The sequence below is a fragment of the Leptospira montravelensis genome, assembly GCF_004770045.1.
In the GTDB taxonomy this organism is placed as follows: domain Bacteria; phylum Spirochaetota; class Leptospiria; order Leptospirales; family Leptospiraceae; genus Leptospira_A; species Leptospira_A montravelensis.
Window position 1 is genome coordinate 266,310 of sequence record NZ_RQFO01000017.1, and the last position, 12,845, is coordinate 279,154.

The 12,845-nt window shown below is 36.8% G+C and carries 11 protein-coding genes and 2 tRNA genes; 4 read left to right on the forward strand and 9 right to left on the reverse strand.

Annotated features, from left to right (window positions below; translation table 11 throughout):
• Together EHQ31_RS15155 and EHQ31_RS15160 are read right to left on the reverse strand one after the other, a co-directional pair.
• Positions 1-549 (reverse strand): ATP-dependent zinc protease family protein, encoded by a 549-nt coding sequence (locus EHQ31_RS15155; RefSeq protein ID WP_135571623.1) that lies wholly within the window; start codon positions 547-549, stop codon positions 1-3.
• 38 nt (positions 550-587) lie between these two features.
• Entirely contained in the window at positions 588-2,396 is a 1,809-nt protein-coding gene (locus EHQ31_RS15160; RefSeq protein WP_135571625.1) for a chloride channel protein, read from the reverse strand.
• 88 nt (positions 2,397-2,484) lie between these two features.
• Here EHQ31_RS15160 and EHQ31_RS15165 point away from each other — a divergent pair, with 88 nt between their 5' ends.
• Complete coding sequence (locus EHQ31_RS15165; protein WP_135571627.1) at positions 2,485-3,195, forward strand: LIC10920 family plasminogen-binding lipoprotein; 711 nt, start codon at positions 2,485-2,487, stop codon at positions 3,193-3,195.
• A 26-nt stretch (positions 3,196-3,221) separates the two neighbouring features.
• Entirely contained in the window at positions 3,222-5,426 is a 2,205-nt protein-coding gene (locus tag EHQ31_RS15170; RefSeq protein ID WP_135571629.1) for an ATP-binding protein, read from the forward strand.
• 7 nt (positions 5,427-5,433) lie between these two features.
• Here the strand turns inward: EHQ31_RS15170 and EHQ31_RS15175 are convergent, their stop codons facing one another.
• Genes EHQ31_RS15175 through EHQ31_RS15190 form a run of 4 tightly spaced genes read right to left on the reverse strand, consistent with a single transcriptional unit; the run spans position 5,434 to position 8,544 of the window.
• A complete protein-coding gene (locus EHQ31_RS15175; RefSeq protein ID WP_135571631.1) occupies positions 5,434-6,387 on the reverse strand; it encodes a polyprenyl synthetase family protein in 954 nt (317 codons plus the stop codon).
• A gap of 3 nt (positions 6,388-6,390) precedes the next feature.
• Positions 6,391-7,284, reverse strand: coding sequence for a transglutaminase-like domain-containing protein (locus EHQ31_RS15180; protein ID WP_135571633.1), 894 nt, complete (start codon positions 7,282-7,284; stop codon positions 6,391-6,393).
• A 48-nt stretch (positions 7,285-7,332) separates the two neighbouring features.
• Positions 7,333-8,145 carry a transketolase gene (locus EHQ31_RS15185; protein WP_135571635.1) on the reverse strand — a complete coding sequence of 271 codons (813 nt, stop codon included), beginning with the start codon at positions 8,143-8,145 and terminating at the stop codon, positions 7,333-7,335.
• A 9-nt stretch (positions 8,146-8,154) separates the two neighbouring features.
• On the reverse strand, positions 8,155-8,544 hold the full coding sequence (locus EHQ31_RS15190; protein ID WP_135571637.1) for a hypothetical protein: 390 nt from the start codon (positions 8,542-8,544) through the stop codon (positions 8,155-8,157).
• An 84-nt stretch (positions 8,545-8,628) separates the two neighbouring features.
• On the opposite strand from EHQ31_RS15190, the gene EHQ31_RS15195 reads away from it, so the two are divergent.
• Positions 8,629-8,703, forward strand: a tRNA-Thr gene (locus EHQ31_RS15195).
• A gap of 12 nt (positions 8,704-8,715) precedes the next feature.
• Positions 8,716-8,797, forward strand: a tRNA-Tyr gene (locus EHQ31_RS15200).
• A 25-nt stretch (positions 8,798-8,822) separates the two neighbouring features.
• Here EHQ31_RS15200 and EHQ31_RS15205 read toward each other — a convergent pair.
• From EHQ31_RS15205 to EHQ31_RS15215, 3 genes are read right to left on the reverse strand one after another with little or no spacing between them, the layout of a single operon-like run.
• Positions 8,823-9,284, reverse strand: a complete 462-nt coding sequence (locus tag EHQ31_RS15205) for a hypothetical protein (RefSeq protein ID WP_135571639.1) — start codon at positions 9,282-9,284, stop codon at positions 8,823-8,825.
• Positions 9,284-10,252, reverse strand: coding sequence for a hypothetical protein (locus EHQ31_RS15210; protein ID WP_135571641.1), 969 nt, complete (start codon positions 10,250-10,252; stop codon positions 9,284-9,286). Before EHQ31_RS15210 ends, EHQ31_RS15205 begins: the two co-directional genes overlap by 1 nt.
• On the reverse strand, positions 10,253-12,841 hold the full coding sequence (locus EHQ31_RS15215; protein WP_135571643.1) for a transglycosylase domain-containing protein: 2,589 nt from the start codon (positions 12,839-12,841) through the stop codon (positions 10,253-10,255).
• Between the last annotated feature and the right edge of the window lie 4 nt (positions 12,842-12,845).

A 12,845-nucleotide genomic window follows, 5' to 3' on the forward strand; every position in this document is an offset into this window, starting at 1 on the left:
CTAATCCCCTAACGCATGTGATAAAGATACATCTACAAGAAACTTACCCATAAGATAATTTCTTCCAATTAGGATAGGATAAGTAAGATTTGTCCTGTCATTTAAGTTGATAATCACTTCTTCTTTATATTTACCCATTTTCATCATTTCGCTAATGATAATCCGATTTTCGGAAACACCAGAAGTACTTGTTACTTTTGCTTCTTTTACAAATTTACTTTTTAATCGTACAGGCTTTTCATCAACAAAGGTATCAAACAAAACAAATACCTCTCCATTTTCTGTGACTTTTTCTATATTGACTGCATGAATCGAACATGACTTCGCACCCGTATCGACTCTTGCTCGAAGTTTTAGTTTCCAATTGGGAAATTCCACCCATTCCACCCTACCAACGATAGGTTTTAAATATTGAGGAGGAATGACAATCGGTTTGATATGTGAGTCAGGTTTTTTCTCAATAACCTGTTTGGATCCAAAACAGTTTATGAATAGCGATATCTGAACCAAAACAAAAAAGTATAAAAAATATCTATAGAAATGTATCATGATAACTTGCTTTTGTTTAATTAATAGACCAAAGAATTTCATGCTGATTTACGCTGCTTATTTTTCACTTCGTTTTGGTAAGCATTGAATAAATCAATGTATCTCAAATAACCCAAACATTTACCATCTTCAACAATTGCAAGTTTGTCGACATCATATTCTAATAGAATTTGAAGTGCCTTACCCATTGTGTCATTTGTGCAAACAGATGGAACATCTTGCACAATTTCTCCGCAAGTGATCAAGTTTTTTAAATCAGCTTCAAATTCTGGAAGGATTCTATTTTTTCTAAGTGAAACAATACCTTTATATTCTTCCCCTGCCCCGACAAGAATGAAATCACTGGCTTGAATTCCTGGAGCATTGGATTGTAGTTCGGTTAAAGAAAGGTTTTCTGAAACCATCGCATACATTCTAAATTCCGAAAAATGATCTCGAATCCGAATTCGGTCCATAATGTCTTGGTTCATATCCCAATGGTGAGAAGGAGATAAAAATCTATTTTTGATTTGGTTTCGATAGATAGAGGTTTTATGGGACAAAACAACTGCAATGACTGAGACAATCATAAGTGGAGGTAAAAGTTCATAACTTCCAATCATATCGCAAACCATAATCATACCTGCTATGGGTGCCCTTGCCACACCTGCGAAAAAAGAACCCATTCCCACTAACAAAAATGGAAAAATGATGATACCAAGTTCTGGGAATAACACTTGTGCCATTGATCCTACAAAGGCACCTAACATACCTCCAATGGCAAAAGATGGTCCAAGTAAACCACCCGAACCTCCAGAACCAACAGTGAGTGAAGTAGAAAACACTTTAAATAGTGCCACTGCCAGAAGGAAAAAGGGCCCAGAAAAAGCAAAACTCGTAGATTCTAAAACTTCACCGTTGATCATTCTTTGAATGAGCCCAAAACCAGAACCCAATACTTCAGGGAAAAGTAAGGCAATACAACCTACTAGAAGTCCGCCAAACGCTGGTTTCAAATAATTTGGCAATGGAAGTTTGGAAAAAACATCCTGAATCTTATGATATACTTTTACAAAAAAGTATCCCACCACATAACAAAGAAGACCAAGTAAAATGTATAATGGAATGTGCCGATAATCATTCAGACTGTATTCTTTTACAGAAAAAAGTGACCCACTTCCCGCAATACTTGTATAAGTTAAATAAGCAGTCACAGAAGAAAGAATACAAGGAACAAGAGAATCACTTTCTATATCTTCTTGGTAAACCATTTCTACAGCAGTAATAGCTCCACCGAGTGGTGCGCGAAAAATGGCACCGAGACCTCCTGCTGTTCCCGCAAGCATCAAGGTCCTTCTTGCTCTCGCACCAGCACCTAAAAATCCAGCCAAACTAGATCCAAACCCAGCTCCTATTTGCGCTGTTGGACCTTCCTTTCCTCCCGATCCGCCGGAACCTAACGTAAGTATTGTGGCAATAACTTTAAAAAACGGAACTTTGGTTTGGATCTTCCCTTCGTTAAAATGAAATGCATAAATTAAAGAATCGGTTCCACCACCTTGGGCTTCTGCACAAAAAAAACTAGTAACGATACCAACGAGAAGTCCACCAAACGCAGGTAAAAACAAAATCCAAAGTGGAGAGATAGGATTGACTGAACCAATGGAATGAAAGTGTAAATCTCCCGTGGGAATACCTGGATCATAACCCATTAAGTTACCAAAGGTAAAGGATTCAGTCCAAGTGAGAGCCCAGTTAAATCCATAAGCACCAAAACCAGAAAGTAGGCCTATGAAAAGAGAATAGACATAAATAGAACGTGGTCCCTGGATCGAAAACACACCTTTTAGACCGAATTTTGACCCCATACGCCAAGGTTGTATTTTCCTCTAAATTTCCCAAGGAAATTCTGAATCCTCTTGACCAGGGAATGAATTCCTGTGACGATTGGATGGTATGTTCCGATTCATCGTTATTCTTTTCGCATTTTCCTCCATTTTTCTCGCTTGTGGCCTAAAAAATGAAAACAAGGCGGAAATCACGATTTTACCAGAAGGGGAACCTTCCCTCTTCTTTTTAGGTGAGGTCGATAATGATGTCACAACCAGTTGCGGTCAAGCGACTCCGGCAACTGCGACAACTACCGGAACAGGTACAACAACGGGAACTACAGGAACCACTACAAGTAACACCAATAACACTCGTTTTACTGTCATTTCTCAGTTAATTTTTAAAACCAAAGAAACGCTCAATCTACGTTTTACCTATGACAGCACTCAGATCCAGGGGAAAATTGATCCGCAACAAGGGTTTGTCCTTGCCGGTGGCCTTTTTGGAAGAACTGTCCAAGGAACACAAGGGACTGTCGAGTGGTTCAACCAAGGGATCAATATTGATACAGCGATCCAAAGTGCACAACAAATCTCCTTTTTTAACCTAGAAATCACCTTAAATGGAACTTACAGCACTACTGCAACATCCACTACCTCAGTATTGAATTCTTGTAATACACTAGACAGTGTAAACTGTACTTCGGGAACTTCGACAACACAATGTTTTACCTCTGATAACAAAACCTGTTTAGTGCAAAATACAAGCACGGATGCAAAGTCCGTGATCATTCGCGGAACATTAAAATGTAACGCCCCAAATATTGTGCCGCAATAAAAATATCCAAATAACGATCGTTACGATTGTATAAATTTCTTTTTTGTCTCTGTATCCTTCCTCTTTCGCTATTAGCGGAAGGGAATGAAGGTCTTTGGCACTTAGGAACCAATCCAAACATTAAACTAACAGAGCTTAGTAACAAAGATTATAATTCACTTTTTTATTTTGGATTCACTAAAGACAGTCACTTCTATTTAATCAACTTAGAAGAAAGTTCCTCCCGATACTTTCATTTCGAAAATGGTATGATTTCCGAATTGGATTGTGAATTATACCAAGAAGGGAAAAAAGTCTCTGAAATCAAAACAGGATTAGTCCGAAAAAAACTTCCTGAAGTTTCTTTCACAGGCGGGTTTGTTTTTCCCGCAAAAGAAAAAGGAACTTACTTAATTCGAATCCGATCGGAAGATACACATAGAATCAATTTCAGAATCCGCGATGAATTTAGTTTACATAAATTTACCAAATCCATTTCGCTTTGGCAAGGTTTCTACTTTGGGTTATGTATTTTGGTTTGTCTACTCTCTGCAACACAGTATATTATTTTAAGAGAGCGAGTTTATCTTTTACTGACTTTCGCAACCATTTCCATTCTCTTTACAAATGTATTGAGATCGGGACTATTTTACGAATACGGGTTTAGTAATTGTGAATGGTTTTATAGATATGTTCCTGGACTCGTTTCTTTAAGTCCCTTTGGGCTTGTACTCTTTTTGCGAGAATTTTTACATTCCAAAAAAAACTATCCCAACGCTGACAAATATATAGTTTTTTATGCTTATTCTTTATTAGTTTCCATTTTCATCGTATTTATTGATCTCCAACTTTATTTTCGATTCATATATGCGAATAGTCTAATATTTTCCACTACTAACTTTAGTTTTGCAATATACTGCATGATTAAAAGAAAAGAAAACGCAAATGTTTTGTTTTACGCATTTCTCGTGAGACAGATAAGCACAACTTTATTAATTTCTGCAAATCTAGGATATTTACCTTCATTTCCTTTTTTAAGTTCCGCAAACGAAATTGGTGCGGCTGTTCAAATGACAATTTTTACAATTGCGATCTCTAAATTCCAAATCCAAAATCGTATCAAAAAAGAACAAACTGTAACTAAAGAAAACGAAGAATTAGAAACTATGGTTTTAGAGAGAACCAAAGAGATACAAACACAAAAAGAAAAATTAGAAAAGGCATTACTACAAATCAGTCATACAGAAAACCAATTGGTATTTTCAGAAAAGATGTCTGAGTTGGGGAAATTAGTTGCGGGAGTTGCCCACGAGATCAACAATCCGCTTAGTGCAATCAAAGCTTCCATTGAATCGTTAATTGAATCTAAAGACAATGAAATTAAGAATCTAGGATCCAAGGAAAATATCTATTCTTCACTCAATCCAACTGAAGTGAAAACCCTTCGCAAAATGCTAACTTATCAATCCGATTTTGGATTAGTTGCAAGTTATACGGAACGAAAGGACAAAAAAGCAAGTCTTAAAAAAAGCTGCAAAGATAATGATTTAGAATTCGAAGATGCTATATTCGAAAGATTTTTAGATGTCGGAATTACTAAGTTGTATGATGAGGAAATGGAACTACTGAAGGCAGATAAGGAAAAACTAACAAACCTAATTCTAGAGGAAAAAAATTTTAAACTCCATTTATCGATCATTCAAATTGCAGTCGATCGATCTTCAAAAATCATCCTTGCCCTTAAAAACTTTTCTCGAGTTACAAAAGCTGAAGAAAGACGAATATTCACTCTACTTGAAAATATCGAAACAGTAATCACCATTTATCAATATAAAATGCGTGGAAAAGTTTCTTTAAAAAAAACCTTTATTACGGACGCTACAATTCTCGGTTGGCCAGAAGATTTAATTCGTGTATGGACAAACTTAATCTTAAACGGATTGGAAGCGATGAATCAAAAAGGAAATCTAATGATTACCACCGAAAAAAAAGGCAATTTGGTCGAAGTGAAAGTAATCGATAATGGTCCAGGTATACCGCTAGAGATTCAAAACAAAATATTTGATCCTTTTTTCACCACCAAAAATCATGGGGATGGAACAGGCATGGGTTTAGGAATCACAAAATCAATTATAGAAAAACACAAAGGAAATATCTATATAGAATCGGAACCTGGCAGGACTTGTTTCTCAATTCAACTACCTGTCATCGAATTCATAGATCCCAACGAACCTTTTGTTGAAGAAACTTAAAACTAAATTACGTTAAACGATCTAATTGTTCTACGAATAAATCTCGTTCGGCACTTTTTGGAAATTGATTTAGGTAACTCAATAGGTAGTTTTTTTCTGAATTTAATTCTTTATGCAAAAGTTCTGAAACTTTTTTAGATTCCATCAAATTAAGAATATATGATTCATCAGAAGAATCTCTTTCTTCTTTTTTAAAAACAGATTCTAACTTTCTTTTTTCTATCAAACCAAGTTGGTTACGCAAAATAAGAACTGGATAAGTAAATAATCCATTTTTAAAATCTTTTAAAAACTCCTTACCGCTCGCACTTGATTCTACAAAATAATCCAAAAAATCATCTTTCTTTTGGAAAAGTTTTCCTAACCTAACACCAAAATCACGAATAGACAATCTTTCTTTTTTGGATTTTCCTGCAAGGATGGCTGCTGATTCTGTACATACACCGAAAAGTGACGCAGTTTTTCCATAAATGATCGAATCGTAAACCTTTAAGGAAATTTTGGGATTTTTTTCCCATTCCATCTGCAAAAGTTCACTCACAGAAAGATCTTTTAAAACTTGGGAAAAAATATCCATTAATTCTGGATTCCCCAATGAGTTCAGTCGACTGATCCCACAAGCTAACAGATAATCGCCGGCGAGGATGGCGGTTTTATTTCCAAACAAGGACCCAATGGTTGGTTTGCCCCGTCGGATAGGTGCATTGTCTACCACGTCATCATGTAGTAAACTTGCAGCATGAATGAGTTCTGCCACACTACCTACATCTAGCCAACTAACATCTTTTACATTCAAAAACTGACAAAATAGGTAATGCGAAAAAGGTCGAATCCGTTTTCCACCAGAAGTGATTACATGTTTTTTGATTTTTTTGAGAACAGGAATATCTTCCTTTATAATTCCATCTAAGTTTTTATCAAACTTGGCTAAGATGGATTGGATACGAAGCTTCGAATTCATTGATTATTCCACATGCGTGGATCTGCTTTCGAGAATCTGAAGGTGATCCTTTATGATATATTCCATTTCTTTTGTCTGGTTATCGCGATAAATATGGATCAGGTTCCTACACATACGTTTGATCATGGATAGAGTGGATGCTTTTGTGAAATATTTTGGTGAATTAGAATATCCATTGGCTTCCAAAAATTTTTCACAAGTAAACTTATCTAACAAAACACCACCATGAAATGGATCAATATAAGTAAAGTATCCTTCCGATTCGTATTGCAAAAGAAAATGAAGTGGTAAATTGGTTCCATAAAGTGGAAGACCCAACCTTTGGCCAACTAACAAGTAAACTACGGAAAGTGTAATTGGAATCCCTAACCTACTTTTGATCACTTGGTAAAGGTAAGAATTTCCTGGATCGTTGTAATTTTGGATATTTCCAACAAATCCTTCTTCTTGGAATAAAACTTGGCAAAGAATTTGCACTTTTAATTCATCTGTCAAATATCCAGAATGATCATCGTATAACTCAGAAACCCGTAGTGCAATTCGATCCAATTCATGTTTGATTTCTGCATAGTTTTGGTCAGGAAAACCAATACTAGAAAGTTGGACTGTCATCTCTTCTAAGTCTTTATAATGATTTGTATTCCCACGTAACGTGAGTTTAAAGAAAGAATGACGTAACCTGTGACGAGTGATTTCTGATTTTAAGTTCCGTGCTTGTACTCGTAGGTATGGATCTTTTACTTCATCTAAGGCAGATTCTAATTGGATCTGCCAAGGAATTCGAGATGCAATGAGTTTTAATAAAAAACGTTTTTTTTCGGGTGGGGCAACTTCCCAATCATACAATAATCGAGTGATATCATCCGGATAAAAGTCAGGAAAGGAAGTTTGTCCCATGCAAAAACTATCTCGATAAAAACAAAAATGTCAATCGAATCTAAAAGTTTAAACCAATTCTGCCAGAGCTTGCGCTTCTTGTTCTTTATTCGGAGGTGTTCCATGCCACTTAGGATTATTTTCCATATAAGAAACACCTTTTCCTAAAATAGTTCTAAAGACTATGAGTGTAGGTCCACCGGTATGTTGTTTAGCTTTTGCAAAGGCTGCAAAAATTTCTTCCATATTATGTCCGTCTGCATTGATCACATTCCAACCGAACATTTCGAACTTTTTATCTAATGGTTCCAACTTCATTACTTCTTCAGTGTTACCATCGATTTGAATATAATTACGATCCATAAATGCAATGAGATTGTCAGTTTTAAAATGAACCGCCGACTGTGCAGCTTCCCAAGTCATTCCTTCACCACATTCACCGTCAGAAATACATGTATAAATTTTATATGTCTCTTTTTTTAATTTTGCACCAAGAGCAAGTCCTACTGATACAGACAGACCTTGTCCAAGGGAACCTGAACTAGATTCGAGTCCTTTCATATAACGAGTGGAAGGATGGCCTTGGAGATAAGAATTTATATTTCGAAACGTAAGGAGATCTTCTACAGGGAAATATCCGGATAGGCCCATTGAAGCATATCGAACCGCACATACGTGACCATTGGAAAGAATGAGTCTGTCTCTTTCGGCCCAATCAGGATTTTTTGGATCATGGTTTAAAACAGAAGTATATAGGGCCGCATAAATATCAGCAAGTCCAAGAGGACCACCTGGGTGACCAGAGTTGGCAGCAGTGACCATTTTAATTACTTGGATTCGGATATCTTTTGCAAACTTCTTTGCGACTTCAATTTTTTCCATGAACATTCCTTAAAGCGGTTTTGATTGAAATAAAAACAGACCGGAGATATAAACAATCGTGTACAACGGCAAAAAGATGTAATGCAATTTTACATGTAAGTTACGTTTTCTTTTCCATCCTAAATAACCCATACACAGCATAAGTATGAGGGCTATGGCTGCAAAAAATCGATGGATATGAATAATGATTTCTGGGGCAGTCGGATAAATCTGGTGAACAGCAATACCACCTAACAAATATTTCATGCCCAAAAGATAAACAGCGGCGGTGAGATTTGCCAAAATACCGATTGTATTGAAGAATCTATGTAGTTTTTGGTCTCTCTTGCGAAAGAAATAACCCAAATAGAATCCAATTATGGAAATCGTCATGAGAGAATTGACCAAAAACAGTGCCATCTCCTGTCATTCTGAAAGAATCCGCCTCCGCTCAAAGAATTTTTATTTGACCTTAACAGCTTTTCACAAAAATTGGATATGCATGCCGCCTTAGCTCAGTGGTAGAGCAGCTGTTTTGTAAACAGCCGGTCGGAGGTTCAAATCCCTCAGGCGGCTCCATGCAACTTCTTCGGGTAGGTACTCAAGTGGCCAACGAGGGCAGACTGTAAATCTGCTGGTTTTACCTTCGAAGGTTCGAATCCTTCCCTGCCCAAACGAAGAAGACTCTTTACCACAATCTAAATCACCCAGTTTAACATCTTAGTTCTATAGAAAAAATAAGCCCCGTCTTTTTTTCTTTGCAATTGCACACCAAATTGTCCGCGTTTCGATCGCACCACTGAAACGAAATTCATAGATTCTTGCCCTTCCCAACTTACAGTAGGAAACAATTGTTTGCCAGATCCATCATAAAAGGCCCATTGTGTTTCTTCTGTTTCTGAAAGTTCCTCAGTAAAGAATTGATCCAAACTCACTTCTGTTTCTGGTAAAAATTGGCAAGTCATGGAAGGAGATATCGGATTTCGACCAAAAACTAACAAAGGTTTTTGTTTGCAAAATCGAATTTGGTCTCGTGATGATCCGACAAGTTCCAATCGTAACGTTTGATCTGGAGTGACCAAAAAATTAGCGAATAGAGAAGAGGTGAAGAGAAAAACCAAACCGATAACAAAACCTATTGTTTGAGATTTTTTTTTCATTAGTTTGTCCCTGGGAAAAGAATGGTTAAAAATTCATTCCCTTCTCTCTCAGCTAAAATACGAATACTAGGTTCATAAGTTTTCCAAGAAATGTTTGGGTTGGGAGAACAATAAAGATTTAAGAGAGTTTCAATTTCATCTGTGGAGGACGTTGCAAATTTAAAAATAGAACACATCTCTTTGGAATTTCCTTTTAAAACAAGTGATTTCGTTGTCTCTAAATCCCCTCTTGGTTTGGATGCAAAACTTCCACTCATTCGAAAGTATCTGGCAGATAAATCATAATCAGCAGATTGACGGTAATAAACACCCATCAAATACAATACATCAGATTTTTCTTGGTCAGTGCGTTCCCTGTCCGTATCACCTAAAATTGTTTTTAAAAATTCTTTACCTGAGTCAGCACTAATTTTAAATTCCGAAATCCCAATAAAAAGAGGGGTTTTTGCCATACTAGGATTTTCTGCATAAATTGATAAAATCGCTTTATATTGTTTACGTTTCAAAAGAACGATGGATGCAAATTCATATAACTTTTGTGAGTTGGCTAGTTTCAGATGTTCCGACAATTCAGAAAATTTTTCGGGAGACGACTTACTAGCCAACACATAGGTTGCAGAAAGTTCAGAAACACCAATGGGTTTATAAATTTCTGCTAAGTTTGTCCAGATCCATCCTCTATCTTTTGTTGGGATGAGAGATGGATACTTACTTCCTAAAAACAAGGCATCTAACAATTTTCCATGTTTTTTGTATAAAAAGAAAAGTCTAGATACGACAGCCTTTTGTAATTTTCCAGAAGGTTTTTGTGTTAATGCTTTTTCATATAGAGGGATTGCAAATAGAGTATTCAATTGTTCCATTTCATACCCAGCTTCATAATAAGAATTTGCAAACAATGATGGAGAGAATCCCCAGAAGGTTATAATTAAAGAAAATCTAACGAACGCTAAAAGATAAATTTTCATTTAATACAACCCCTTCATCAAATCTTTGTTCTCTGTGTGCGTTGCTTTATGATCTTCTGTACAAATTCCTTCAGGAGGATAATCGGAAAGATAGAACTCATTGGCTGCAGGACAATTGGGACCTGCTTGTTTCCCCGTTAAAGCACATATTTTATATGGTTTTGCATACACAGGTTGGCTAAATTGAATTTTAGGAATAATATTTTTTTTATCTATAGATGAAACAATCTCTCCCCAAAGCGGAGCAGCCACTGCCCCACCCAGTCCACTTGGGCCCATTCCAAATTTTGGATTGTCGTATCCAATCCATACAGCCAAAGCTAAATCAGGTCTTGCTCCCACAAACCAGGCATCTTTATAATCATTAGTAGTTCCTGTTTTTCCAATCAAATCTCCCGCATAACCGCCGTTTCTCACACCACTGGCCTTACCACTATCTCTGAGGAGAGAGATCATCACTTCTGCCGTATCAGGGCGGATAACTTGACGTTCTGGTGGTAATTTTAACTTAAATTCGTCAGAACCACCGGCTTCATATAGTACAACACCCTTGGCATTTTTAATCCTTTGGATAAGATAAGGACGTTTTACCGTACCTTGGTTCACAAAACCTGTAAAGGCAGATGCCATCTCCAAAGGAGAAATTTCTAAAGTGCCAAGTGCCAAAGATAAATCGCCTCGATAACGTGCTTTTTTTTCGTTATCGTTAGGGAAAAAATACTTTGTAAAATAACGTTCAATGCCAGCACTTCCCAATCGTTCTGCGACTTGTACAGCTGCTGTGTTTTTTGATTTCACAAGGGCTGTACGAAGAGAAATTTCTCCATCAAAATTTCCTCCCAAGTTTTCAGGTGCCCATTCCTTTCCACCACCGCCACGGTAATACAAAGGTGCATCCAAAATCCTTGTCCCCGATTGAATCACTCCTGCATCAATGGCTGAGGCGTATAACACAGCTTTGATGGAACTTCCGGTTTGTCTACGCATTTGAGTGGCACGGTTAAATTGGTTCTGCGAATTAAATTCTTCTCCACCATGTATAAACAGAACCTGTCCTGTGTTTGGTTGTATTCCGACAATTGCTGCCTGCACTACACTTGTATCTTTTTCAGAATCCAAACTGTCTGTATTCCAAACTAGTTCATTTAAGATACTCACTTCTTCCATTTTTTGGCGAAATGCTAAATCGAGTGGAGATTCTGGTTTTAAGCGAATTCTCTTTTTTTGGATTTTCCCAGACTTTCTTGTTTTGGCCAAATATTCACGCACTATAGGACCAATCAGTTCTTGTGCACCCCGATCCAAAGTAGTTTCTACAGTGTAACCACCACTTTCGTAAATATTCTTATCGCCTTCCAAGGAAGAAAGAATTCCACGAACATGTTCTGTTACATAAGGTGCCATATCTTGTCTCGAACCAAAAACAGTTTCATTGGGAGAACGAGTAGAGAGATTATGATAAAAACTAACAAACTTTTCACGATCTAAATTCGGATAAATACCTCGATTCCGAAACATTTGTAATATGGCACGAACACGAGTGTATGAATCTTCTGGATTTTTAAGTGGTGAATATTTGTTAGGTGCAGAAGGTAGAGATGCAAGTAACACCATTTCTTCTTTACTTAACTCCATTGGATTCTTTTGAAAATAAAACTTTATCCCTTCACCAAATCCAAATGCTCCATGACCTAAATAAACATGGTTCATATAGGTTTCTAAAATCTGTTCTTTGGTAAGTACAGATTCCAAAGCGAATGCCAGTTGTGCTTCTCTCCATTTACGGTTCAAACTTTTACGTCGATCATCCAGAATGATTCTTGCTAATTGTTGTGTAATGGTCGAAGCACCTTGTTTATAACTTAGATTAATAATGTTTTTAAAAAATGCTCTGAGAATTGCCGAGTAATCGATCCCACCATGAAAGAAAAACTTTTGGTCTTCAATATTCAAAAGGATCGAAATCATATCCTCTGGATAATCTTGCAAACGTAAGGTGGAAGTTCTTTTTTGAAAAATTTCACTTACCATCTGCCCGTTACGATCTAAAATTTTTGTCGGAATATTTTTGGAAAGGGACTCCAGATACAAAGGAACTTCTTTTTTAGTCGCAAGCACTCCCGCTACAAAGTAGGAAAAACCAAGTATAAATAAAAAGAGACATACAGAAGTGACTGTAAATAGCAATTTCCAATAAGAAAAGGAAGGGGATTTTCTACTTCCACTTACCAGTCTTTGTTTGAGAGGTTTTGGTTTAAACCTACGTTCTTCTGGTTCACGTTCGAAAACAACTTTACGTTCCCAAATTGGTTTTGATTTGGATTGGGTTTGGTCCTTAATGGAACTTGGCTTTGGTAAAGGTGTTGTCGGAATTTTAAAGGTTTGGAAGGACTGCGATTCATCCAAAACTTCTGGTTCTTTGGGTACTACTTGCAAAATTTCGAAACGATAGTCTATGAAATTTAAAATTACCTTTTCTTTACAGTGAGCGCAAGTTAGCTGAAACTTTCCTTCTTTTGGGATTGGTTCCGGTAAACGAGATGCCTTTTGGCAGTGAGGACAGAGATATTTTGGAGAAAGTGCCGACATAGGT

Coding starts and splice junctions, on each gene's coding strand:
- EHQ31_RS15155 (WP_135571623.1), bottom strand. CDS start 549: ATGATACATTTCTATAGATATTTTTTATACTTTTTTGTTTTGGTTCAG.
- EHQ31_RS15160 (WP_135571625.1), bottom strand. CDS start 2,396: ATGGGGTCAAAATTCGGTCTAAAAGGTGTGTTTTCGATCCAGGGACCA.
- EHQ31_RS15215 (WP_135571643.1), bottom strand. CDS start 12,841: ATGTCGGCACTTTCTCCAAAATATCTCTGTCCTCACTGCCAAAAGGCA.
- EHQ31_RS15210 (WP_135571641.1), bottom strand. CDS start 10,252: ATGAAAATTTATCTTTTAGCGTTCGTTAGATTTTCTTTAATTATAACC.
- EHQ31_RS15190 (WP_135571637.1), bottom strand. CDS start 8,544: ATGGCACTGTTTTTGGTCAATTCTCTCATGACGATTTCCATAATTGGA.
- EHQ31_RS15165 (WP_135571627.1), top strand. CDS start 2,485: ATGTTCCGATTCATCGTTATTCTTTTCGCATTTTCCTCCATTTTTCTC.
- EHQ31_RS15185 (WP_135571635.1), bottom strand. CDS start 8,145: ATGGAAAAAATTGAAGTCGCAAAGAAGTTTGCAAAAGATATCCGAATC.
- EHQ31_RS15205 (WP_135571639.1), bottom strand. CDS start 9,284: ATGAAAAAAAAATCTCAAACAATAGGTTTTGTTATCGGTTTGGTTTTT.
- EHQ31_RS15175 (WP_135571631.1), bottom strand. CDS start 6,387: ATGAATTCGAAGCTTCGTATCCAATCCATCTTAGCCAAGTTTGATAAA.
- EHQ31_RS15180 (WP_135571633.1), bottom strand. CDS start 7,284: ATGGGACAAACTTCCTTTCCTGACTTTTATCCGGATGATATCACTCGA.